Annotated in this window: 19 protein-coding genes; 10 read left to right on the forward strand and 9 right to left on the reverse strand. The window is 64.9% G+C overall.

What is annotated here, in order from left to right; translation table 11 throughout:
- Positions 1 to 17: 17 nt before the first annotated feature.
- The 5 genes from ACZ50Q_RS17640 to flhD form a co-directional block, all read right to left on the reverse strand.
- Positions 18 to 398 carry a response regulator gene (locus ACZ50Q_RS17640; RefSeq protein WP_076521361.1) on the reverse strand — a complete coding sequence of 127 codons (381 nt, stop codon included), beginning with the start codon at positions 396 to 398 and terminating at the stop codon, positions 18 to 20.
- Between the two features lie 2 nt (positions 399 to 400).
- On the reverse strand, positions 401 to 1390 hold the full coding sequence (gene motB / locus ACZ50Q_RS17645) for a flagellar motor protein MotB (protein ID WP_076521362.1): 990 nt from the start codon (positions 1388 to 1390) through the stop codon (positions 401 to 403).
- Positions 1391 to 1401: 11 nt separating this feature from the next.
- A complete protein-coding gene (gene motA, locus ACZ50Q_RS17650) occupies positions 1402 to 2271 on the reverse strand; it encodes a flagellar motor stator protein MotA (RefSeq protein ID WP_076521363.1) in 870 nt (289 codons plus the stop codon).
- 116 nt (positions 2272 to 2387) lie between these two features.
- The gene (gene flhC, locus ACZ50Q_RS17655; RefSeq protein WP_076521364.1) at positions 2388 to 2969 is read right to left on the reverse strand and encodes a flagellar transcriptional regulator FlhC; all 582 of its coding nucleotides are present in this window, start codon (positions 2967 to 2969) and stop codon (positions 2388 to 2390) included.
- Positions 2970 to 3001: 32 nt separating this feature from the next.
- The gene (gene flhD, locus ACZ50Q_RS17660; protein WP_006219025.1) at positions 3002 to 3325 is read right to left on the reverse strand and encodes a flagellar transcriptional regulator FlhD; all 324 of its coding nucleotides are present in this window, start codon (positions 3323 to 3325) and stop codon (positions 3002 to 3004) included.
- Between the two features lie 426 nt (positions 3326 to 3751).
- Here flhD and ACZ50Q_RS17665 point away from each other — a divergent pair, with 426 nt between their 5' ends.
- From ACZ50Q_RS17665 to ACZ50Q_RS17685, 5 genes are all read left to right on the forward strand, one after another.
- Positions 3752 to 4507, forward strand: a complete 756-nt coding sequence (locus tag ACZ50Q_RS17665) for an RNA polymerase sigma factor FliA (protein ID WP_076521365.1) — start codon at positions 3752 to 3754, stop codon at positions 4505 to 4507.
- A 177-nt stretch (positions 4508 to 4684) separates the two neighbouring features.
- Positions 4685 to 6289, forward strand: a complete 1605-nt coding sequence (locus ACZ50Q_RS17670; RefSeq protein ID WP_464079117.1) for a methyltransferase regulatory domain-containing protein — start codon at positions 4685 to 4687, stop codon at positions 6287 to 6289.
- A 258-nt stretch (positions 6290 to 6547) separates the two neighbouring features.
- Positions 6548 to 8227 (forward strand): flagellin N-terminal helical domain-containing protein, encoded by a 1680-nt coding sequence (locus ACZ50Q_RS17675; protein WP_464079118.1) that lies wholly within the window; start codon positions 6548 to 6550, stop codon positions 8225 to 8227.
- A gap of 388 nt (positions 8228 to 8615) precedes the next feature.
- Positions 8616 to 9488 (forward strand): hypothetical protein, encoded by an 873-nt coding sequence (locus tag ACZ50Q_RS17680; protein WP_464079119.1) that lies wholly within the window; start codon positions 8616 to 8618, stop codon positions 9486 to 9488.
- Between the two features lie 162 nt (positions 9489 to 9650).
- Positions 9651 to 9845, forward strand: a complete 195-nt coding sequence (locus ACZ50Q_RS17685) for a putative motility protein (protein WP_076521369.1) — start codon at positions 9651 to 9653, stop codon at positions 9843 to 9845.
- A gap of 156 nt (positions 9846 to 10001) precedes the next feature.
- On the opposite strand, the gene ACZ50Q_RS17690 is transcribed toward ACZ50Q_RS17685, so the two are convergent.
- Positions 10002 to 10505: a MarR family winged helix-turn-helix transcriptional regulator gene (locus ACZ50Q_RS17690; protein WP_464079120.1), complete on the reverse strand. Its 504-nt coding sequence runs from the start codon at positions 10503 to 10505 to the stop codon at positions 10002 to 10004.
- A 110-nt stretch (positions 10506 to 10615) separates the two neighbouring features.
- Here ACZ50Q_RS17690 and ACZ50Q_RS17695 point away from each other — a divergent pair, with 110 nt between their 5' ends.
- On the forward strand, positions 10616 to 11806 hold the full coding sequence (locus ACZ50Q_RS17695; RefSeq protein WP_464079121.1) for an MFS transporter: 1191 nt from the start codon (positions 10616 to 10618) through the stop codon (positions 11804 to 11806).
- A 93-nt stretch (positions 11807 to 11899) separates the two neighbouring features.
- Here the strand turns inward: ACZ50Q_RS17695 and lpdA are convergent, their stop codons facing one another.
- From lpdA to aceE, 3 genes are read right to left on the reverse strand one after another with little or no spacing between them, the layout of a single operon-like run.
- Positions 11900 to 13687: a dihydrolipoyl dehydrogenase gene (gene lpdA, locus ACZ50Q_RS17700; RefSeq protein ID WP_464079122.1), complete on the reverse strand. Its 1788-nt coding sequence runs from the start codon at positions 13685 to 13687 to the stop codon at positions 11900 to 11902.
- A gap of 12 nt (positions 13688 to 13699) precedes the next feature.
- Positions 13700 to 15379, reverse strand: a complete 1680-nt coding sequence (aceF, locus tag ACZ50Q_RS17705; protein WP_464079123.1) for a dihydrolipoyllysine-residue acetyltransferase — start codon at positions 15377 to 15379, stop codon at positions 13700 to 13702.
- A gap of 12 nt (positions 15380 to 15391) precedes the next feature.
- The gene (gene aceE / locus ACZ50Q_RS17710; RefSeq protein ID WP_464079124.1) at positions 15392 to 18100 is read right to left on the reverse strand and encodes a pyruvate dehydrogenase (acetyl-transferring), homodimeric type; all 2709 of its coding nucleotides are present in this window, start codon (positions 18098 to 18100) and stop codon (positions 15392 to 15394) included.
- A 352-nt stretch (positions 18101 to 18452) separates the two neighbouring features.
- Between aceE and ACZ50Q_RS17715 the strand changes: the two genes are divergently transcribed.
- From ACZ50Q_RS17715 to ACZ50Q_RS17730, 4 genes are all read left to right on the forward strand, one after another.
- Complete coding sequence (locus ACZ50Q_RS17715; protein ID WP_076521375.1) at positions 18453 to 20207, forward strand: PAS domain-containing sensor histidine kinase; 1755 nt, start codon at positions 18453 to 18455, stop codon at positions 20205 to 20207.
- Entirely contained in the window at positions 20204 to 20830 is a 627-nt protein-coding gene (locus tag ACZ50Q_RS17720; RefSeq protein ID WP_043545730.1) for a response regulator transcription factor, read from the forward strand. Before ACZ50Q_RS17715 ends, ACZ50Q_RS17720 begins: the two co-directional genes overlap by 4 nt.
- Positions 20827 to 21678 (forward strand): bifunctional methylenetetrahydrofolate dehydrogenase/methenyltetrahydrofolate cyclohydrolase FolD, encoded by an 852-nt coding sequence (gene folD, locus ACZ50Q_RS17725; protein WP_464079125.1) that lies wholly within the window; start codon positions 20827 to 20829, stop codon positions 21676 to 21678. The genes ACZ50Q_RS17720 and folD overlap by 4 nt, the downstream gene beginning before the upstream one ends.
- A gap of 265 nt (positions 21679 to 21943) precedes the next feature.
- Positions 21944 to 24010, forward strand: a complete 2067-nt coding sequence (locus ACZ50Q_RS17730) for a M3 family metallopeptidase (protein ID WP_464079126.1) — start codon at positions 21944 to 21946, stop codon at positions 24008 to 24010.
- Positions 24011 to 24185 lie beyond the last annotated feature (175 nt).

A 24185-nucleotide genomic window follows, 5' to 3' on the forward strand; every position in this document is an offset into this window, starting at 1 on the left:
TTCCTAAATGAACCTGCTTACGCGCCGGCCTGCTCATCGAGCAGTTCGGTCGCCAATTCAACCAGCACATCGGGATCCACCGGCTTGGAAAGCCAGCCGCATACACCCAGATCCCGGGCCGCCATCTTGCTGTCCACGTCGTCTTCGGTGGTCAGCACCAGCACCGGCACATCCATGTACCGGTCCGCTTCGCGCAGCCCCTGGATCAACTCCAGCCCGCCCTTGACGGGCATGTTCCAGTCGCTGACGACCAGGTCCACCGGGTTGGCCATCGCCACCTCCAGCGCTTCCTGGCCGTTGCAGGCCGTCAGCACCTTCCAGCCCGCGCCGGTCAGCGTCGCCTGCACGATCATCCGCATCGTTGCAGAGTCGTCCGCCACGAGTATCGTTGCCGCCATTGCTATCGAACCCCTTCAGCGGGCGGGGTGTTCTCCGCCTCGCCCTGCTTGGTTGCCGTTGCGGCCTGGCCGGCGGCTTGCACCGCCTGCACGGCCGTCCCCACCTCGCGCGCATCCTTGGCGCTCACGTCCGCGGCTGCGGCGTTCTCGCTTTCGATGCGCTTCTGGGTGCTTTGGTTGAGCACCACCAGGCTGATGCGTCTATTAACGGCTGCATACGGATCATCTTTAACCAGGCTCATGCTGGAAGACAGACCCTGGATGCGCATGACCTTGCTTTCGTTCATGCCGCCCGCCACCAATTCCTGGCGCGAGGCGTTCGCCCGGTCGGCCGAGAGCTCCCAATTGCTGTAGGCGCGCTCGCCGCGCGCATACTGCGACGCGTCGGTATGGCCCGAGATGCTGACCTTGTTGGGCAGTTCGTTCAGGACCGGACCCAGCTCGCGCAGGATGTCTCGCATGTACGGCTGCACTTCGGCGCGGCCGGTCGCGAACATCGGGCGGTTCTGGTTGTCGATGATCTGGATGCGCAGGCCCTCGGTCGTCAGGTCGATCAAGAGCTGCGGCCGGAAGGACTTCAGGACGGGGCTGGACTCGATGACGTTTTCGAGGCGCCGCTTGAGGTTTTCGAGGCGATGCTGCTCGCGGCGCTCGGCGTCGCCCATGGGCTGGGACTCGACCCGGTTGCCCTGGCCGCGGCGCACGTCGCCCTCGCTGCGCAGCGGGTCCTGCCCGCCGCCGGGAACGGCGCTGGTCTCGGCCGAACTGCTGGGCCCGCCGGTGATGGCGACGCGCAGCGGCATGCGGAAGTATTCCGCGATGCCCTTCAGTTCCTCGCGCGGCACGATGCTGATCAGCCACATCACCAGAAAGAACGCCATCATTGCCGTGATGAAGTCGGCGTACGCGATCTTCCAGCTTCCCCCGTGATGACCGCCGCCCTTGACCTTCTTGCGGCGGATCACCACACGGTGATTGTTTACCGTGCTCATGGCCCGCTCCGTCAGGCCTTGCCGGTCGACTTGGTCTGCCGGACGTGCTCTTCCAGCTCACCGAAGGTCGGACGCACCGACGAGAACAGCACCTTGCGGCCGAATTCCACCGCCAGTTGGGGCGGATACCCGTTCATGCTGGCAAGCAGCGTGGTCTTGATGCATTCCAGCACTTTCATGGCTTCGTCCGTGCGGCGCTCGACGCGGGATGCCAGCGGACCGACAAAGCCGTACGCCAGCAGAATGCCCAGGAACGTGCCGACCATGGCCTTGGAGATCAGGTCGCCCAGGATGGCGGGCGGCTGGTCCACGGCGGCCAGCGCCTTGATCACGCCCAGCACCGCCGCGACGATACCGAACGCGGGCAGGCCGTCGGCCATCTGCTGCAGCGCATGGGCCGGGACTTCGCGCTCGTGGCGGTAGGTTTCGATTTCCTCGTCCATGAGCGTCTCGATCTCGAACGAGCTCATGTTGCCGCTGATCATGATGCGCAGGTAGTCCGTGATGAACTCCATGAGCTTCTCGTCTTTGGCGATGCGGGGATATTCGCTGAAGATCGGGCTGGAGCCCGGATCCTCGATGTGCGATTCGATGGCCATCAGGCCCTCGCGGCGCGCCTTGTTCAGCAACACATACAGGAGCGCCATCAGCTCCATGTACACGTCTTTGCTGTAGCGCGAGCTCTTGAGGGCATCGGGAAGCGCCTTTTTGACCAGCCCCAGCGACTTCTTGCTGTTGCCCGCCAGGAACGCGCCAAAGGCCGCCCCAAAGATCAGCGTCAGCTCGAAGGGCTGGTAAAGCGCGCCCAAGTGGCCGCCCAGCGCTATGAAGCTGCCGACGACCGACACGATCACCACGAGAAAACCGATAACAATCAACACAACGGGCCCCTGCCAACGAAGTCTATAACTTGCGTCAATGATCCCCTGTCCCCCCTGCCCCAAAAAGGCGGGTTAGGGGGTGTTTTCCAGGGCTTTTGATGTATTTGGACGCCCGATCAGGCCGGCGCGACGGTCGCGGCGGGTGCGGGACGGCTGCCCGCCCGCGCCTTGGCCGCCGCGCGCGTCTTGCCCGCACGGGGTGGCGGCCGGCAGATGGCGCACACAAAATCCGACTGGGGATCATGGGCATGGGCGATGAAATGGCCGCCGCATTGACGGCACGCCGATAGCTGCAGCATGCCGCTGTCGAAGAATCGCACCAGCATCCACGCCCGGGTGAAGCTGAGGACAGGCTCACCGGAATCCGTGGCTTCCTGCCCCGCGTTTTCGAGATACAGGCGATAGGCGTCGATGGTGGCGCGTATGCCTTTGCTGGTGGTGCGCGTATTCAGGAACGAATACACGTTGTAGAAGAGCGACGAGTGGATGTTCGGGAGCCAGGTCATGAACCAGTCAACCGAAAAAGGCAGCATGCCCTTGGGTGGCGAGCAGCCGCGGATTTCGCGATACAGGCGGGCGAGGCGATCGTGGCTGAGGCTGGTTTCAGCCTCCAGCACCTGAAGGCGCGCGCCCAGGGTGATCATGGAACTGGCGAGCAGAATGTCGTCCGCTTCTTGGGAAACGCTCTTGGAGGCCATGACAGGTGTGTCCGAGTGGGATTCTCAGGCCGTCAGGCCAGTTCTTCGACGGGTTGTTTGGCGAGCAGGATGGTTGCATGCGCTTGCTGCAGCGCACCACCCAACACGTCGTGGGTCAGCGCGGACAGCAGGCTGTAATCGTCGAAACGGAAACGGCACAACAGCGAGCTGGAGCTGGCCAGCTTCACGAGCTGTGCAGGCGAGAGGCGCATGAGGATGTCAGCGACCTCGTTGCTGAAACCCAGTCGGAACATCGATGCCGCGTAATCATCACGCAACATCCGCTGAGCCAGTAACAGATATGACAGATTCACTTCGCGAATATCTGCCAGCAAAGAATTTTCTACTTGTTGCACGCCGTACTCCCTATCCCTATCCCACCCGAGGGGCTTGATTACCGATAGCGCAGGCAACGTCTGTTACCTGTCCGCTCGCTGCATCCTGTTTTAATGCGAAATGTATCATTTGTTCGCAATTTAAGTAAAATTTACCACAGGTCATGTCATTTTCTATGACTTATATGACAAATCTTTGTTGATGTTGCGCAACGTGCCTTTCTAGATACACCTTGACATAGAAGTTCGTGACAAATTTTCGTCAATTTGCCAAATAAGCATTCAAAAAGTTGCGTACTTCCTGAAATGAAAGGCCCTCGAGTGCCGACAATGGCATCTTGCCGACGCTTCAGATTCGTCCGCTTTACCGTAGCCGCGCTTGTCGACAATGTCGCAAATTGACAACAACGACCGCGCTTCACGATGGACTCCGCCAGAATTCCCGCAATGCCCCACGCAGATGACAGCCTGGTCGAATATGCGCCACTAGTTCGGAAGCTGGCCCTGCAATTGCTTGCCCGGCTTCCCGCGAGCGTTGAACTCGACGACCTGATACAAGCCGGCATGATCGGCCTGCTCGACGCCGTCCGCCGCTACCAGGAAACCGCGGACGCCCAATTCGAGACCTACGCCACGACCCGCATTCGTGGCGCGATGCTGGATGAATTGCGCGGCCAGGATTGGCTGCCCCGCAGCGTGCGCACCAAGGCACGCAAGATTGAACAGGCAATCCAGCTTCTTGAACAGCGTTTAATGCGAGCGCCCACCGAGACCGAGATCGCCGCCCAGCTCGATATCCCGCTGAGCGATTACCAGACGCTCCTGCACGACGCGCAAGGCGTGCAGATCGTCCATTACGAAGATTTCACGACCGAACCCGACTCGTCTTCCAGCCAGGCCGACTGGTCCGCCACCCTGAATCACGGCTCGGCAGGCGGCAACCCGCTGGACGCGCTGCTGGCCGGGGATTTCCGCCAGGCGTTGGTCCACGCGATCGATGCCCTGCCCGACCGCGAAAAGCTGCTGCTGTCGCTGTGTTACGAGCAGGGGCTGAACCTGAAGGAAATCGGGGCGATCATGAATGTGACCGAGGCGCGGGTTTGTCAGCTGCGGTCGCAGGCAACGGCGCGGATCCGGGCGAGGTTGAAGGATCAGGCTTGGCAGGAGTTGCCGGTTGAGGGGCAGATCGCGCAGATCATCTAAGGACGGCCGTCACACGCGCTGACGGCCGGCCTGCATGCCGGAATCCCCTGCAATTCCGGCGCTATTCCCCGCATTTGCAGCCCGACGCCGCTGCTAGGCTATCGCCACCATTCATCTAGGTACCGACGGTTTCCGCAATGTCGCCGGTACAGCCCTCCTTCCGCCCTGGAATCCGTTATGAATCAAACAGACGACATCGTGCAGGCGCTTTCCGACGCCTACGACGAAACGCCATACGAATCCTATGCCTTCCCGCTGACCGCGCCTGGCCATTTGCGCGCCGTCGCCTCGCTGTACGGATTGCAGGCGCCCGCCATCGAAACGGCGCGCATCCTGGAACTGGGTTGCGCGGCCGGCGGCAACCTGCTGCCCTTTGCAGCCGCCCATCCGGGCGCGCACGCCACGGGCGTCGACCTGTCGGCGCAGCAGGTCGAATCCGGGCAGGCCGTCATCAAGGCCATGGGGCTGAAGAATATCGACTTGCGCGCGATGAGCATCACCGACATCAGCAAGGATTTCGGTCAGTTCGATTACATCATCGTGCACGGGGTATTCAGCTGGGTGCCGCCGGTCGTCCGGGACGCCATCCTGCGCGTGTGCCGCGAAAACCTTTCGCCCAACGGCATCGCGTACATCAGCTACAACACCTATCCAGGCTGGAAGGCGTCGGACGTGGTGCGCGATGCCATGATTCTGAACAGCCACGGCGCCCAAACCGCGCAGGAACGCCTGTCGCGCGCGAAAGACATGCTGAGCATGCTGGAAAATGGGCTTGCCGAGGGCAATCCGCTGCGCTCCGCGCTGCAACACGCGGCCCGCCAATTGCGCAGGCATTCCGACTATTACCTGGTCCACGAATATCTGGAAGCGGTTAATTCGCCCTGCTATTTCCTGGAGTTTGCGGCGGCGGCGCAGCAAGCGGGCCTGGCTTATCTGACGGACGCAGAACCGCAATCCTGCATGGCCAGCAATTATGGAAACAATGTTGCCGTACTGCATAACGCGCTTTCGGCCGACGCCCCCAAGGAAATGCGCGAGCAATATCTGGACTTCGCGGTGGGACGCCAATTCCGCAAGAGCTTGCTCGTCCACCAGGAACGCGCACCGGAGATTCTGGAAACGCCTGAAGTCAATGTGTTCGAGAAAATGCACTTCGGCGCGAATCTGACCGCAGCCAAGGCGCCCGCCGGCGCACCGTCCAAGGAACGGCATTACCGCACCGCGCGCGGCAAAGGCATCGCCAGCATCGAGCCCACCTTTGTTGCCGTCGCCGAAGCGCTGCGACTCGCCTGGCCCCGCGCCCTGCCCTTTGCCGAGCTGATGGACGCTGCCCGCTCCAAGGCCAAAAAGGGGATATCGCAAGACGAATTGGCGGAACTGGTGCTGACCCACCTGGTGCTGATCCTCAACGTCAGCGCGCTGGAGTACCGCATCGAATCGACGGGCTATCTTCCCCCCGCGGCCAAACCCCAGTGGATTCCCGGCCTGGAGTGCCTGCAGCGGCTGGCCAGCAGCGACACACTGCCGGTGGGTATCTACAACTTGTGGCACCACCACGTCCAGTTGCCCGCCGACGAGGTCAGCAAGTTCGTCGTCCGGCACATCGACGGCCAGACCGCGATCACGGACCTGCGCACCCTGCTGCGCGATGCGCTGGCGAGCGGCGAAGTCAGCCACCCGTCGGGCAAGTCGCTAAAGCGGGTGCGCAATCTCGATTCCACGGCACAGACGCTGCTTTCCGATGCGATCGGCGTCCTGAGGTCGCGAGGCGTCCTGCTGTAGCCCACGGTTGTTGATAGGCAATACGTGCCTGCGCCCCCCGCTATGCGCGGGCACGTCATCAAGGGATTCCCTGGCGGCCCGCCTCCCGAGAAATGCAAATATTCGCCGATATCGAAAATTTGCCCTAAAGATTGATTTGGCCCTGTCGTTATCCTGGCAACGGAAGAGATTCAGCAAGCAAGTCGATACCTCACCGTTACAGTTTGGGCGGCCTAGCTGCCCGGTTTGAAGAAGCCTTTCTCTCTTGGGAGCCTAAACATGGCTGCAGTCATCAATACCAACTACTTGTCGCTCGTTGCTCAGAACAACCTGAACAAGTCGCAATCTTCCCTGGGCACCGCCATCGAGCGCCTGTCGTCGGGCCTGCGCATCAACAGCGCCAAGGACGACGCCGCCGGTATGGCCATTGCCAACCGCTTCACCGCCAACGTCCGCGGCCTGACGCAAGCTGCTCGTAACGCCAACGACGGTATCTCGCTGGCCCAGACGACGGAAGGCGCCGCCTCCGAAGTCAACACCCACCTGCAGCGTATCCGCGAACTGACCGTGCAGGCTTCGAACGGCAGCTACTCGCAAGAACAGCTGGATTCGGTCCAAGGCGAAATCAACCAGCGCCTGGCCGACATCGACCGCATCTCGGAACAAACCGACTTCAACGGCGTGAAGGTCCTGTCCGACTCCGCCAAGCCCCTGACGCTGCAAGTCGGCGCCAATGACGGCGAAACCATCACCCTGAACCTGTCGGAAATCAGCGTCAAGACGCTGGGTCTGGACGGCTTCAACGTGAACGGCAAGGGCGTGACGCAAAACCGCTCGGCCACCGTGACCGACGTGATCGCTCAAGGCGGCGCCCTGCAAGGCGACGGCACCTACAAGGCCACCACGACGTTCAACGCTGCCTCCGCTGAAACCGTGCTGAGCAAGATGGAAGACGGCAACACCGTCGCTGTCGGCGGCGGCGCCACCTACACGTACGATGCCGCCAAGGGCAACTTCACGTACACGAAGACTGTCGATACGACCGTCGGCGCTGACGTGACGGCTCTGGCCAACAAGATCAAGCCCAGCAGCGGCACGATTTCGGGCACCTACGAAATCTCGACGGGCAAGAGCGCCTCGTTCGACGTCGACGCAGCCGGCAAGATCACGATCGGCGGCAACGCTGCATTCCTGAACGCAGCGGGCGAACTGACCACCAACGACGCCAGCGGCGCCCTCACGCAAGCCACGCTGGACGACGTCCTGACCTCGGTCGGTACCGAAGCCAACAGCTCGGTCACCATCGGCGGCACCAAGTACAGCCACAGCGCTGCCGACGAACTGTCGTACACCGCTGTCGCCACGACCGCTGACGTCCTGAGCGCCCTGGGCTCCTCGACCGCTGCTTCGACCGTGACCCTCGGCTCGGGCATCACGTCCGCCGCCGTGACGTTCGCCACCGCCACCACCGACTCGAACAACACCTGGGTCGACAACAAGGGCGAACTGACCGACATCCAAACGTTCGACACGTCGTACAAGATCAACGCTGACACCGGTGAAGTCACCGTCGTCGGTGACAACAGCGCGACCGCCGGCCAATACGCTTCGGCTGATGGCGCCAAGGTCCTGGTCGGTTCGGATGGCAAGCTGACGACCGAAACCACCAGCGCCGGTGACAAGACCACCGATCCGCTGAAGACCCTGGACGCTGCCTTCACCAAGCTGGACAAGCTGACCGGTGAACTGGGTGCCGTGCAGAACCGTCTGGAATCGACGATCGCCAACCTGAACAACGTCGTGAACAACCTGTCGTCGGCCCGCTCGCGTATTCAAGACGCGGACTACGCCACGGAAGTGTCGAACATGTCCAAGGCTCAGATCCTGCAACAGGCTGGCACCTCGGTTCTGGCCCAGGCCAACCAAGTGCCGCAAACCGTTCTGTCGCTGCTGCGTTAATCACGCCGCAACGCCCGACGGTTGGGCGGGAAGCTCGCAAGACGCTCCTGCCCTCCTCATCGCACCGGGTGCTTCGCACCTGGTCGAACAAACAAGCCGGCAGCCGCCGGCTTGTTTCTTTTTGCGCCCGTGTCTCTTGCACGCATTTCGTTTGCGCGCATTTCTGTTGTGGCTCGCAGGGACATCCTCCCGCACCGCGGCGCATTGCCCCCGCCGGAGAGCGCGCATGCGCGTCGTCCCGGCTCAGGAACGATAGCCCCTGTCCGGTTTTTCCCGGTAGGTTCGATTCCTCGCCAAGCCGCCCTTTTCCGTCGCTATTCGCCCATTGGCTGCCTGGTCGCTTGCCCCATAATTGCCTCCGCACGTTTGTATCCGTATTTTTCACCCAATGACCGCCACGCCTCCCGATCCACTCGCTACGCAGCACGACGGCACTCCGGATCACGATGACCAGGGGCCCGTGGACTCGCAGACCCGGCGTCTGCGCGAAGAAAACCGCGCCTTGCGCGAGCTGCTGGCCGCCCAGGTGCATGCCTCGCTGCCCCGGCAGGAGCCCGGCTGGTTCAAGCGGCTGTGCTGGTGGCTGATTTCGGCACCGGGCGCGGCGCTGGTCGGGTGGCGCAGTCTGCTCGGACGCGATGAGGCCGAACCCATGACGCGCCGCCGTGTGGGGTGCGCGACGTTGACCGTGCTCTATACGCTGGCCATCTATGCCGCCCTGGTGCTGCTCGTGGTGTCATGGAATTCGCCCAGCACCCCGAACTCGGGCGCGACCGCCGCCAGCCCGGTGCGCGTGCCGCTGGCGCCGTCGCCGCCGCTGCCCATGCCCCCGGAGCCCGATGTGGGCAGCAAGGGTGCGGACGCGACGCCTGATGGCGCGACACAGGACGAGCCGTCCCGATCCGCGTCGCCGGCGGCCGACACTGCGCCCTCCGCCCCGGCAATGCAGCCTGCTCCTGCCATGCCGGACACCGCGGACAGCGCTTCCGCCGCGCCAGCGCCTGCGGCTTCTGCCGCGCAGGACCGGCAGGCCACCGCCGAATCGCCGCACGCTCCTTCGGCCCCGCACCCCACCCTGCGCATCACCGAAATCCCCGCCCCCGACCCGATGGCCTGGGTTGCCGCGCTCGACGGCGAGTTGGCGCGTTGCGCGGAACTCGGATTTTTCGAGCGTCCCGACTGCGCATGGACGGCGCGCAAGCAGTATTGCGAGGCCAACAACGGCTGGGGCGTCGTGAAGGAATGCCCGGCGCAGCCTTGATGCATCGGGCCGTCCGTGTCACATGCCAGCCACGAACCCGCGCCACAATGCACCGCAGCCCGCAATCATTGCGAAATGTTTTGCATCATTCCAAGGGCGTGCCGCATAATGCCACTTGCTTCGGCCAATGAATCGGCCTCACATCACCAGGACACCTAGACCATGGATGCTTCCGTCAACAACACCGTCAATTCCGCCTTGGCCCTGCGCGACGCGAACCTCATGATGGAGGTTCAGGCCAGCGTAACGAAGAAGGCAATCAATGCGCAGGCCGATTCGGTGGCGACCTTGATGCAATCGCTGCCGGTCCTGGCGATCGACGGCACGCTGGGTTCGCGCATCAATACGCACGCCTGAACCCGCATCGCGCGGCGACAGGCCGCGTGGTCCCGAATGAAAGATCAGCCGCCCGCATGGGGCGGCTTTTTTGTGTCGGGCGGGCGGTGTCCGGACGTCCTGCCGATGCCTCGACTCGCACCCACACCCACCCCCGCCTCCGCGCCCAGCCCCCCGTCAATCCGCCGGTTTTGCCGCCAACCCCACGATCAGTTTGGCCAGCAGCGCATCCAGTTGCCCCTGCTCCTTCTGCGTCAAGTACGACAGCGCCTGCTGCTCGTTCGCGACGTGCAGCGGCAGCACCTTGTCGATGAGCGCCAGGCCGGCCGGCGTCAGCCGTACCAGGGTGCTGCGCCGGTCGTTGGGGGAAGGCACGCGTTCGATGAGCCCCTTGCGCTCGAGCCGGTCGAGCCGGCTGGTCATCGCGCCTGACGACAGCATCAAGCCTTCATGCAGCTCGGTGGGCGTCATGGCATAGGGGTGGCCCGAGCGCCGCAGCGTGGCGATGACGTCGAACTCGCCTTGATGCAGCTCGAACTGCGCGGCCAGCGGCAGGAACCAGTGGCGCTCCAGCAGGTGCGTGGCTTCCAGCAGCCGTCCCACCAACGCCATCACGTTGGCGTCGATGTCTGGCCGTTCGCGCTGCCATTCTTCCCGGGCACGCCTTGCGCGGTCTTTCATGGTTGCCTTTATATGAAGCTATTTGGGATGGAAGCAATGATATCCCGTTGCCGGACGTGCAACCCCATCTATATACTTCGATATCAAATAACTTTATGTCGAGATAGTTTATGCGGAGCCTGCCGTTTCGCCCCCTGCTGGTCGTCGTCGCCATTGTGGCGGTGGCGCTGAATCTGCGTCCCGCCTTGGCGGCGATCGGGCCGCTGCTGGACATGATCCAGGCGGCCACGGGCGCGACCCACACGCAGGCCAGCCTGCTGACCACCTTGCCCGTGTTCGTGATGGGCCTTTGCGCGCTGGCCGGGCGGCACGTCACCGGCCGGTTGAGCGAACGCGGCGGAATCGGCCTGGGACTTGCACTGGTGGCCCTCGCCTGCCTGGCCCGGTACGTGGCGGTGGACACCTATGGGCTGTTGCTGACGGCAGCGGTGGCGGGCGTGGGCATCGCGTTGGTGCAGACCTTGCTTCCGGCATTCATCAAGCGCCATTTCGCGCATGAGGTGGGACGGGTTTTCGGGCTTTACACCACCGGCATCATGGCGGGCGCGGCCATCGCGGCGGCGGGCGCCGCGGGGCTGGCCGGCCAGATGGGCTGGCCAGCCGCGTTGGCATTCTGGAGCCTGCCCGCGGTGGTGGCGCTGCCCCTGTGGCTGAACGCGGCGCGCGGCCAGTCGGCCCGCCGCGCATCGCCACGCCTGCCCGCTTCGCGCCCGGCGCCGCACAGTTTCTGGCGCAACTTGCGGGCGTGGGAGCTGATGCTGTTTTTCGGCATCGGCACCGGCGCCTACACGCTGGTGCTGGCGTGGTTGCCGCCGTTCTACACCAGTCTGGGTTGGGCGCCTTCCGCCGCAGGCTTTCTGCTGGGCGGCCTGACGTTGGCGGAAGTCATGGCCGGCCTTGCCGTCTCGGCCTGGATCGGCAGGTTTCCCGATCGCCGCACACCGCTTGCGGCGGTCCTCGTCATCCTGATCTGCGGGCTGGTGTGCCTGATCCTTGCCCCGCTCAAACTGGCGCTGCTTGCCTGCCTGCTATTGGGCGTGGGCATCGGCGCGCTCTTTCCGCTGTCGCTGATCGTGGCGATGGACCATGTGGACGATCCGGCCCAGGCCGGGATGCTGGCGGCGTTTGTGCAGGGCGGGGGCTATGTGATCGCGAGTTTCATGCCGCTGCTGGCGGGCGTGCTGCGCGACCGGTTTTCCAGCCTGAGCCAGGCCTGGGTCGTGATGCTTGGCGGCGCCATTGTCCTGTTGGCGCTTGCCCTGCGGTTTTCGCCCGCCTCGTACCGTCGGATCGCCGCATGAAATCGTCGCAATAAAAAAAGCGCCGCGCCCTCGCAAGGGCCGGCGCTTTTCGGGTGGCGGTCGCGGCAAGCCGCGGCGCGTCACCGTTGCACGTTACTTCTTTTTCATCGGCGGCAAATCCGTGCAGACGCCTTCGGCGACTTCCGCGGCCATGCCCACCGATTCGCCCAGGGTCGGGTGCGGGTGGATGGTCTTGGCGATGTCGACGACGTCGGCGCCCATTTCCACGGCCAGGGCCAGCTCGCTGATCAGGTCGCCCGCGTGGGTGCCCACGATGCTGCCGCCCAGGATGCGATGCGTTTCGGCGTCGAAGATGAGCTTGGTGAAGCCTTCGTCGCGGCCGTTGGCGATGGCGCGGCCGGAGGCGGCCCACGGGAAGACGCCCTTCTCGATCTTGATGCCCTGCTTCTTGGCTTCGTCTTCGGTCAGGCCGACCCACGCCACTTCCGGATCGGTGTAGGCCACCGACGGAATGACGCGCGCGTCGAAGAAGGACTTCTGGCCGGCGGCGGCTTCGGCGGCGACGTGGCCTTCATGCACGGCCTTGTGGGCCAGCATGGGTTGGCCGACGATGTCGCCGATGGCGTAGATGTGCGGCACGTTGGTGCGCATCTGGCGGTCGACTTCGATGAAACCGCGGTCGGTGACGGCGATGCCCGCCTTGTCGGCGCCGATCTTCTTGCCGTTGGGGCTGCGGCCCACGGCCTGCAGGACCAGGTCGTAGCGCTGCGGTTCCTTGGGCGCGCCCTCGCCTTCAAAGCTGACGTAGATGCCGTCCTTCTTGGCTTCAGCGCCCACGGTCTTGGTCTTCAACATGATGTTGTCGAAGCGGTAGGCGTTCTTCTTCTGCCACACCTTGACCAGGTCGCGGTCGGCGCCCTGCATCAGGCCGTCCAGCATTTCCACCACGTCCAGGCGCGCGCCCAGCGTGGAGTACACCGTGCCCATTTCCAGGCCGATGATGCCGCCGCCGATGATGAGCATCTTCTTGGGCACTTCACGCAGCAGCAAGGCGCCGGTGGAGTCGACGATGCGGTCGTCTTCGGGCAGGAACGGCAGCTTCACCGACTGGCTGCCGGCGGCGATGATGGCCTGCTTGAAGCGCAGGGTCTGGGTCTTGCCGTCGGCGGACTTGACGGTCAGGTGATTGGCGTCGGCGAATTCGCCCACGCCGGTGACCACGGTGACCTTGCGCGCCTTGGCCATGCCCGCGAGGCCGCCGGTCAGCTTGGCGACCACGCTGTCCTTGTAGCCGCGCAGCTTGTCCAGGTCGATCTTGGGCTCGCCAAAGCTGATGCCGTGGGCGGCCAGTTCGCGGGCTTCGTCGATGATAGCGGCGTTGTGCAGCAGCGCCTTGGACGGGATGCAGCCCACGTTCAGGCAGACGCCGCCCAGCGTGCTGTAGCGTTCGACCAGGACCACGGACAGGCCCAGGTCGGCGGCGCGGAAGGCGGCGGAGTAGCCGCCGGGGCCCGCGCCCAGGACCAGCATGTCGTATTCGGCGTCGGCCGAGCCGCTGTAGGTGGCGGCGGCAGGCGCGGCAGCCTTGGCGGCGGGCGCTTCAGACTTGGAAGCGTCCTTCGCGGCCGCCTTGGCGTCGGACTTGGCATCCGCCTTGGGGGCTTCTTCCTTGGCAGCTCCGGCCGCTTCCACTTCCAGCACGACGGCGCCTTCGGCAACCTTGTCGCCGACCTTCACGGCGATGGACTTCACCACGCCGCCCTGCGACGCGGGGATTTCCATCGAGGCCTTGTCGGATTCGACCGTGATCAGGCTTTGTTCGGCCTTGATCGTGTCGCCCACGGCCACCAGCACCTCGATGACTTCCACTTCCTTGAAGTCGCCGATGTCCGGCACTTTGATTTGAACGGTATTGCTCATAGGGCTCCCCGTTTACAGCGCGATGCGGCGGAAGTCGGCCAGCAAGGCGCCCAGATAGGCGTTGAAGCGGGCAGCCGAGGCGCCGTCGATGACGCGGTGGTCGTAGGACAGCGACAGCGGCACCATCAGGCGCGGCACGAACTGCTTGCCGTCCCACACGGGCTTGTGCGCGGAGCGCGACACGCCCAGGATGGCGACTTCAGGCGCGTTGATGATGGGCGTGAACGAGGTGCCGCCAATGCCGCCGAGCGACGAGATCGAGAAGCAGCCGCCCTGCATTTCGGCGGGCGAGATCTTGCCGTCGCGGGCCTTCTTGGACAGGTCGGTCATTTCCTGGGCGATCTGCAGGATGCCCTTCTTGTCGGCATCGCGGATCACCGGCACCACCAGCCCGTTGGGCGTGTCGGCCGCAAAGCCGATGTGGTAGTACTGCTTGAGCACCAGGTTGTCGCCGTCCAGGGACGCGTTGAACTCGGGGAACTTCTTCAGGGCCGCGACCACGGCCTTGATCAGGAAGGCCAGCATCGTGACCTTGATGCCCGACTTCTCGTTTTCCTTGTTCAGCGTGACGCGCAGCGCTTCCAGGTCGGTGATGTCCGCTTCGTCGTTGTTGGTGACGTGCGGGATCATGACCCAGTTGCGGTGCAGGTTGGCGCCCGAGATCTTCTTGATGCGCGACAGCGGCTTGGCTTCGATCGGGCCGAACTTGGTGAAGTCGACCTTCGGCCACGGCAGGAGGCCCAGCGCGGCGCCATCGGCCGAGCCGCCGGCAGCGGCGGCCGCCGGGGCTGCGGACAGGGCCTGCTTGACGAACCCGCGGACGTCGTCGGCGGTGATGCGTTCCTTGGGACCCGTGCCCTTGACCTTGGAAAGGTTCACGCCCAGTTCGCGCGCGAACTTGCGCACGGACGGCGAGGCGTGGGGCAACTGGCCGGGCTTGAGGTTGGCGTCTTCGAGCGCGGCGGCGGGGGCCGGGCGAGCGGCAGGCGCAGCGGCGGGCGCGGCTTCAGCTTTGGCTTCGGCCTTGGCTTCCGACTTGGCAGCCGGCGCGGCTTCGGCCTTGGCTGCGGGCGCCGCGCCTTGCTGCGCGCCGCCTTCCACCACCACCACGACCGAACCCTTGGCGACCTTGTCGCCGACCTTGACCTTCACTTCCTTGACCACACCGCCCTGCGAGGCCGGGATCTCCATCGAGGCCTTGTCGGACTCGACGGTGATCAGGCTCTGCTCGGCCTTGATGGTGTCGCCGACGGCGACCATGACTTCGATGACTTCCACTTCCTTGAAGTCGCCAATGTCCGGCACTTCGATCTCGACCGGGCCCGTGGAGGCGGCCGGGGACGGGGCCGACGCTTCCGCCTTGGGTGCGGCGGCGGCGGCCTGCTTGGGCTCTTCCTTGGCAGCCGGCTTGGACTCGGCCTTGGGAGCCTCTTCCTTGGCGGCGCCGGCGTCGGCGGCTTCCACTTCCAGCACGACCGCGCCTTCGGCGACCTTGTCGCCGACCTTCACGGCGATGGACTTCACGACGCCGCCCTGCGACGCCGGGATTTCCATCGAGGCCTTGTCGGATTCGACCGTGATCAGGCTCTGTTCCGCCTTGATCGTGTCGCCCACGGCAACCAGCACTTCAATGACTTCCACTTCCTTGAAGTCGCCGATGTCGGGAACCTTGATTTGCACGATGTTGCTCATGTCTCTTTACCCTCAGGCGTATTGCGGGTTGGCTTTGTTCGGATTGATGCCGTACTTCTTGATGGCTTCGGCCACCTTGGCGACCGGCACCTTGCCTTCGTCGGCCAGCGCGCGCAGGGCAGCGACCACGACGAAGTGGCGGTCCACCTCGAAGTGCTCGCGCAGCTTGGCGCGGAAATCCGAGCGGCCGAAACCATCGGTGCCCAGCACCTTGTATTCGCGGCCCTTGGGCACGAACGGACGGATCTGGTCCGCAAAGAGCTTCATGTAGTCGGTCGATGCGATGATCGGGCCTTCCGTCTTGGCCAGCTGTTCCGTGACGTAAGCGACCTGCGGCTTCTTCTCGTCGGGGTGCAGCATGTTGTGGCGTTCGACGTCCAGGCCGTTGCGGCGCAGCTCGGTGAAGCTGGTGACGCTCCAGAGGTCCGATGCAACATCCCAATCGGAAGCCAGCAGTTCCTGCGCGGCCATGACTTCGCGCAGGATGGTGCCCGAGCCCATGAGCTGCACGCGGTTCTTGCCCTTGCCGTGCGACTTGAGCTTGTACATGCCCTTGATGATGCCTTCCTCGTCGCCCTTGGTCAGACCGGGCTGCGGGTAGTTTTCGTTCATCACCGTCAGGTAGTAATAGACGTTTTCCTGGTCTTCCACCATGCGCTTGAGGCCATGCTGGATGATCACGGCGAGCTCGTGGCCGAACGTCGGGTCGTAGGACACGCAGTTCGGGATGGTCGAGGCCAGGATGTGGCTGTGGCCGTCTTCGTGCTGCAGGCCTTCGCCGTTCAGCGTCGTGCGGCCGGCGGTGCCGCCCAGGAGGAAGCCGCGCGCCTGCATGTCGCCGGCGGCCCAGGCCAGGTCGCCGATGCGCTGGAACCCGAACATCGAGTAGTAGATGAAGAACGGGATCATGATGCGGTTGTTCGAGGAGTACGACGTGGCCGCCGCAATCCACGAGCTCATCGCGCCCGCTTCGTTGATGCCTTCCTGCAGGAGCTGGCCGTCGGCCGACTCCTTGTAGTACATGACCTGGTCCTTGTCGACCGGGACGTACTTCTGGCCTTCCGGCGCGTAGATGCCGATCTGGCGGAACAGGCCTTCCATGCCGAAGGTGCGCGATTCGTCGGCCAGGATCGGCACGACGCGCGGACCCAGTTCCTTGTCGCGCAGCACCTGGTTCAGGATGCGCACGAAAGCCTGGGTGGTGGAGATCTCACGGCCTTCGGCGGTGGGTTCCAGCACGGCCTTGAAGGCGTCCAGCGCGGGGGCCTTCAGTTGCTCGTCGGCCTTGGCGCGGCGGCGCGGCAGGTAGCCGCCCAGCGCGGCGCGGCGCTCGTGCAGGTACTTCATTTCGGGCGAGTCTTCGGCCGGCTTGAAGTACGGCAGGTCGGCCAGCTTGTCGTCCGGGATGGGGATGCCGAAGCGGTCGCGGAATTCGCGGATGGAGTCCAGCTCCAGCTTCTTCTGCTGGTGGGTCGGGTTCTTGGCCTGGCCCACGTGGCCCATGCCGTAGCCCTTGATGGTCTTGGCCAGGATGACGGTCGGCTGGCCGGTGTGGTCGCTGGCCGACTTGAAGGCGGCGTACACCTTGTGGGGATCATGGCCGCCGCGGTTCAGGCGCCAGATGTCCTCGTCGCTCATGCGCGACACGGCTTCCAAGAGCTTCGGATGCTTGCCGAAGAAGTGTTCGCGGACGAACTTGCCGTCGTTGGCCTTGTACGCCTGGTACTCGCCGTCGACGGTTTCTTCCATGATCTGGCGCAGGATGCCTTCCTTGTCATGGGCCAGCAGCGGATCCCAGTAGCCGCCCCAGATCAGCTTGATGACGTTCCAGCCCGAACCGCGGAAGTCGCCTTCCAGTTCCTGGATGATCTTGCCGTTGCCGCGCACCGGGCCGTCCAGGCGCTGCAGGTTGCAGTTGATGACGAAGATCAGGTTGTCGAGCTTTTCGCGGGCCGCCAGGGCGATGGCGCCCAGGGACTCGGGTTCGTCCATTTCGCCGTCGCCGCAGAACACCCAGACCTTGCGGTTGCTGGTGTCGGCGATGCCGCGGGCGTGCAGGTACTTCAGGAAGCGGGCCTGGTAGATGGCCATCAGCGGGCCCAGGCCCATCGACACGGTCGGGAACTGCCAGAAGTCCGGCATCAGCTTCGGATGCGGGTACGAGGACAGGCCCTTGCCGTCGACTTCCTGGCGGAAGTGGTTCAGCTGTTCTTCGGTCAGGCGGCCTTCGAGGTAGGCGCGGCCATACATGCCGGGCGAGGTGTGGCCCTGGAAGTAGACCAGGTCGCCGCCGTGGCCTTCGTCTTCAGCGTGCCAGAAGTGGTTCTGGCCGCAGCCGATCATGGTGGCCAGCGAGGCGAACGACGCGATGTGGCCGCCCAGGTCGCCGCCATCGGGCGGGTTGTGCTTGTTGGCCTTGACCACCATGGCCATGGCGTTCCAGCGCACGTACGAGCGGATGCGCGATTCCAGTTCCAGGTTGCCGGGATGCGCCGGCTCCAGGCCGGGCGGAATCGTGTTGACGTAAGCGGTGTTGGGCGAGAACGGGATGTGGGCGCCGGAGCGACGGGCTTCGTCGATCAGGCGTTCCAGCAGGTAATGGGCGCGCTGCGGTCCTTCGCGGTCGAGGACTGCCGCCAGGGCTTCGAGCCACTCCTGGGTTTCAAGGGTGTCTTCGTCGTTGGCGGCCTGCACGGCGCCAGCCTGGGCGTTAGAGGACATCGTGTGTCTCCTGTTGGGGTTCGTCGTGACCACACACCCGCTTATTTATCTACTCGCGGACATTGCATGGTAGCCGGGATCATCCGGGCTACCATGTGATGCATGGGGTCGGGGTGTTCTAAGGACCTGCCAGGGCCGGTTTCCCTATCAGGCGGCATTCTAAGAAAGAAGATTAACCGGTCGCAAGGAAAATTTCATGTTGCGGTACGGCATTTCATAATACGGAAAGTTGACCCGAAGCTGAATGCCGGAACGCCATACTTTTTATGGCCTAGCCCGAACGCAGGGCTTGATTCCCGGCAATTCCCTTCCAACACGCACTAAAATGCGCGGTCTATCCGGCCCGAATTCCATGTCCAGCGCGCCCAAGTCCAACATTCCTACGCCTTTCCACGACCACGCCCGTACCCGGCGGCGCGGGGTGTACTGGGTCACGCCCGCAATGGTGCTGATCCTCTATATCTGTGTGATGGGCGTCTTCTTCTGGCTGCAGCGCATCCATGACGACAGCGTCATGTTTGTCACGATAGACCAGGAACTGCGCCAGCAACGCCTGATCTGGGTGGTGCTGGCGCTGTCCTGCGTCATCGTCATCAGCCTGCTGATGCTCTGGCGCTATACCCGCTTCCGGTCCACCGCCGAGGCCGCGCTCATCGCCGAAACCGGTTTCCGGCGCGCCATGGAGAACTCCATGTCCACGGGCATGCGCGTGCTCGACATGGAGGGCCGCATCGCCTACGTGAACCCCGCCTTCTGCCGGATGATCGGCTGGAACGAAGCCGACCTGATCGGCCGCAGCCCGCCCTTCCCTTATTGGGTGCCGGGCCGCCACGAGCAGCACCAGCACACGCTGGACGTGCTGATGTCGGGCAAGACGCCCAGCAGCGGCCTGGAGGTCGAGGCGCAGCGCCGCGACGGCTCGCGCTTCACTGCGCGCATGTATGTGTCGCCGCTGCTGGACCCCAACGGCAACCAGATCGGCTGGATGACGTCCATGACCGACATCACCGAGCCCAAGCGCATCCGCGAGGCCCTGACCGCCGCGCACGAACGCTTCATGACCGTGCTGGAAGGCCTGGACGACGCCATTTCCGTCACCGCCGACACCCACGACGGGCTGGAGCTGCTGTTCGCCAACCGCACGTACCGTCGCGTGTTCGGCGCGCAGACGGGCGGCCACGATGAACTCCTGGCCGGCCGCCGCGGCCGCTTCACCGACGAATCGGTCGAAGTCTTCGCGCCGTCCGTGCAGCGCTGGTTTGAAGTGCACCACCGCATGCTGGCCTGGACGGACGGGCGCCGCGTGCGCATGCAGGTGGCGCGCGACATCACCGAACGCCGCGGCCACGAGGAAGCGTCGCGCGTGCAACAGGAAAAGATCCAGCTCACCAGCCGCCTCACCACCATGGGCGAGATGGCCTCGTCGCTGGCGCACGAACTGAACCAGCCGCTGACGGCCATCGCCAACTACAGCATGGGCGCTGTGGCCCTGGTCAAGGCCGGCCACACCAGCCCCAACATGCTGCTGCCGGCGCTGGAAAAAGCCGCTTCGCAGGCCGAGCGCGCCGGCAAGATCATCAGCCGCATCCGCGAATTCGTGAAGCGCAGCGAGCCGCGCCGCCAGCGCGTGGCGATCGGCCGCATCGTCGACAACGCCATCGGCTTTGCCGAAATCGACGCCCGCAAGCGCCGCATCCGCATCGACAGCTTCGTGCCGTCCAACGCCCCGGACGTCCTGGCCGACCCCATCCTGATTGAACAAGTCCTGCTGAACCTGCTCAAGAATGGCCTGGAAGCCATGGAAAAGAGCGAGTCCGACGAGCTTAAGGTTGCCGTAATTCTGCACGAGCAGCATATCGAGGTGGCCGTGGTGGACCGCGGCCATGGCCTGGCCGAGCCCGAGCGCCTGTTCGAACCCTTCTTCAGCACCAAGTCCCAAGGCCTGGGCATGGGGCTGAACATCTGCCGTACCATTATTGAATCGCACCACGGCCGCCTGTGGGCCGACCCGAATCCCGCCGGCGGTACTATCTTCCGCTTTACCCTGCCCTGCGCTGCGACCCAGACGCAGGCCCAGAACGATCAGTCCGAGGAGTTGCACGCATGAACACGCCCCACCTGTCGAGCACGGTATTCATTGTTGACGACGACGAAGCGGTCCGCGATTCGCTGCGCTGGCTGCTGGAAGCCAACGGATATCGCGTTCGCGCCTACGCCAGCGGCGAATCTTTCCTGGAAGATTACGACGCCAGCCAGGTTGGCGTGCTGATCGCCGACGTGCGCATGCCCGGCATGAGCGGCCTGGAACTCCAGGAGCAGCTCATCGCCCGCAATGCGCCGCTGCCCATCGTGTTCATCACGGGCCACGGCGACGTGCCCATGGCCGTGTCGACCATGAAGAAAGGCGCCGTCGACTTCCTGGAAAAGCCGTTCAACGAATCCGACCTGCGCGAGATCGTGGCGCGCATGCTGGAGCAGGCCACGCAGCGCGTGAGCAAGCACCAGGCCCAGAAGGACCACGAAGCCATGCTGGCGCGCCTGACCGCGCGCGAGCAGCAGGTGCTGGAGCGCATCGTCGCCGGCCGCTTGAACAAGCAGATCGCCGACGACCTGGGCATCAGCATCAAGACCGTCGAGGCGCACCGCGCCAACATTATGGAAAAACTGGAAGTGACTACCGTTGCTGATTTGATGAAAGTGGCCTTGGCCAAACCTGAGGCACATGCATGACCGCTAGGATTATTGACGGCGCGGCCCTGTCGCAGCGCATTCGCGAAGAAGTCGCCCAACGTGTTTCGGTCCTGGCCGACAAGGGCACCCGCCCCGGCCTGGCCGTGGTGCTGGTGGGCGCGGACCCCGCGTCGCAGGTGTATGTGCGCAACAAGGTCGCAGCCTGCGAGAAGGCCGGCCTGCACTCCGTGAAAGAGCAGTACCCCGCCGAGATGACCGAGGCCGAACTGCTGGCCCGCATCGAGGTCCTGAACCAGGATCCTTCCATTCACGGCATCCTGGTGCAGTTGCCCCTGCCCAAGCACATGGACGCCCACAAGGTCATCGAGGCCATCGCGGCCGAGAAGGACGTGGACGGCTTCCATGTCAGCAATGCGGGCCTGCTGATGACCGGCCAGCCGCTGTTCCGTCCCTGCACGCCGTATGGCGTGATGAAGATGCTGGAAGCCGAAGGCGTGGCGCTGCGCGGCGCCGAGGCCGTCATCGTGGGCGCCAGCAATATCGTGGGCAAGCCCATGGCGATGCTGCTGCTGCAGGCGGGCGCCACCATCACCATCTGCAATTCCAAGACGCGCGACCTGGCGGCACAGACCCGCCGCGCCGACGTGCTGGTCGTGGCCACCGGCAAGCCCGGCATGATCGACGGCTCGATGATCAAGCCCGGCGCCGTCGTCATCGACGTGGGCATCAACCGCGGCGCGGACGGCAAGCTGTGCGGCGACGTGGACTTCGCCTCCGCCAAGGAAGTGGCCGGCGCGATCACGCCCGTGCCGGGCGGCGTGGGTCCCATGACCATCGCCATGCTGCTGGTCAATACGGTCGAAGCGGCTGAACGGGCCGCTGGCTGAAGGCACGGGGGGGGGGCCGCGCGGTGTCTGACACCGCGTGAGATGCGTTCCAGCCCGAACCATCGTTTCCCGGTGTCAGACACCGGCACCTGCCGATTTGCTGCAACTCGGTGCCTGACACCCGCCCCGAAACCCACCCCGACACCCGCCCCGGCGCGGCCGTCAGTCCGCACCTTGCGTTTGGCCGGATCGCCCCTACCTGATCCTTATCTCCTTTGCCGGCGCGCCGACCGCGCCGCCCGCCACCCTATAAGCCGGTAACACCATGACCCAGAACCCCCTGCTCGCTCCCGTTTCCGAACTGGTCGATTACGCGGCCGTCAAGCCCGGGCATATCGTGCCTGCCGTCGAGGAACTGCTGGGCATTGCCCGCCAGGCCGTCGACCAGGCCGCCGATCCCGCGCTCGCGCCCACCTGGGAGGCCGTGGTGGAGCCGCTGGATACCGCCTCCGAGCGGCTGTGGCGCGCCTGGTCGGTCGCCGGGCACCTGAACGCCGTCGTCAACACGCCCGAGCTGCGCGAAGCCTATAACGCCGCCCTGCCCCTGGTCACCGAATTCTCGACCTGGGTCGGGCTGCACGAAGGCCTGTACAAGCAATACCAGCGCCTGGCCGCCGCCCCCGATTTCGCGTCCTGGACGCCGGTGCGCCGCCGCATCGTGGAAATGGCCCTGCGCGATTTCCGCCTGAGCGGCGTCGAACTGCAGGGCGCGGACCGCGAACGCTATGCCGCGATCTCTGACCGAGAAGCCCAGGCCTCGCAGAAATTCTCGGAAAACGTGCTCGATTCCATCGACGCCTGGTCGCTGTTGGTCGAAGACGAAGCCCGCCTGGCCGGCATTCCGGCTGACGTGCGCGCTGCCGCCCGCGCCGCCGCCGAGGAAGACGGCAAGGCCGGCTGGAAGCTCACGCTCAAGATGCCCTGCTACCTGCCCGTCATGCAGTACGCGCAGGACCGGTCGTTGCGCGAGGCGCTGTACCGCGGCTACGGCACTGTCGCCTCCGAGCAGGGCGACGCCAAGTTCGACAACTCCCCGCTGATCGAAGAACTGCTGGCGCTGCGCGCCGAGGAATCCGGCCTGCTGGGCCTGGGCACCTTTGCCGCGCTGCGCCTGCAGACGCGCATGGCCCGCGACGCCCAGGAAGTCACCGTCTTCCTGCGCGACCTGGCGGCGCGCGCCAAGCCGTTCGCGCAGCGCGACCTGGCGGAACTGACGGCCTACGCGACCGGCGAGCTGGGCCTGGACAGCCTGCAGCCCTGGGACGTGGCGTATGCCTCCGAGCGCCTGCGCGAGTCGCGCTACGCGTACTCGGAAGACGAGGTCAAGCAGTACTTCACCGAGCCCCGCGTGCTGGCGGGCCTGTTCGAGGTCATCGAGACCCTGTTCGGCGTGCGCCTGGCGGAAACGCCCGTGTCCTCGTGGCACGGCGACGTGCGCGGCGTGCGGGTGGAAAGCCCCGACGGCGCGCTCATCGGCCACCTGTACCTGGACCTGTACGCGCGCGCCGGCAAGCAGAACGGCGCCTGGGTGGACAGCGAACGCACGCGCCGCGTCGTGGCCGGCAAGGTGCAGACGCCCATCGCCTACCTGACGTGCAATTTCTCGCGTCCCAATGGCGACCGTCCCGCCGTGCTGACGCACGACGACGTCATCACCCTCTTCCATGAAACCGGCCACGCGCTGCATGCGCTGCTGTCCGAAGTGGACGAGCCCGGCGCCGCCGCGTTCGCCAGCGTGGAGTGGGATGCCATCGAGCTGCCCTCGCAGTTCATGGAGAACTTCTGCTGGGAATGGGCCGTGGTGCAGAAGCTGTCGGCGCATGTGGACACCGGCGAGCCGCTGCCGCGCGCGCTCTACGACCGCCTCGTTGCCGCGCGCAACTACCAGAGCGGCATGCAGACCGTGCGCCAGATCGAATTCGCCCTCTTCGACATGCTGATGCACGACCGCAGCAAGGGCGCGTCGATTTCCGAAGTGCTGGCCCTGCTGCAGGAAGTGCGCCAGGAAGTGGCGGTGCTGTTCCCGCCCGCCTGGCATCGCCTGCCGCACGCCTTCTCGCACCTGTTCGCGGGCGGCTATGGCGCGGGCTACTACAGCTACAAGTGGGCGGAAGTGCTGTCGGCCGACGCCTACGAGGCCTTCGAGGAGGCTGCCGCAAAACAGGCCGGCAACGCCCTGGGCACGCTGGACCCGGAAACCGGCGCGCGTTTCCGCCGCGAAGTGCTGGCCGTGGGCGGCTCACGCCCGGCGGCCGAGTCCTTCGCCGCGTTCCGCGGCCGCGCGCCGCGCATCGACGCGCTGCTGCGCCACAGCGGCATGACAGCGGGCTGACGACTGACTGCTGACTGCTGACTGCTGACTGCTGACGGCTGACGGCGGTCCGCGGTGTCAGACACCGACTGATACGGCCCGCCCACGCGCGGGCCGTTTTTTCGACCGGCCCTTGCGCCCGCACAAGCCGACGCGCCGCCCGCTGCGCCCGCGTGGACCCCAGCGGGTAGAATCC

It is taken from the genome of Achromobacter sp. T5-5 (assembly GCF_055397965.1).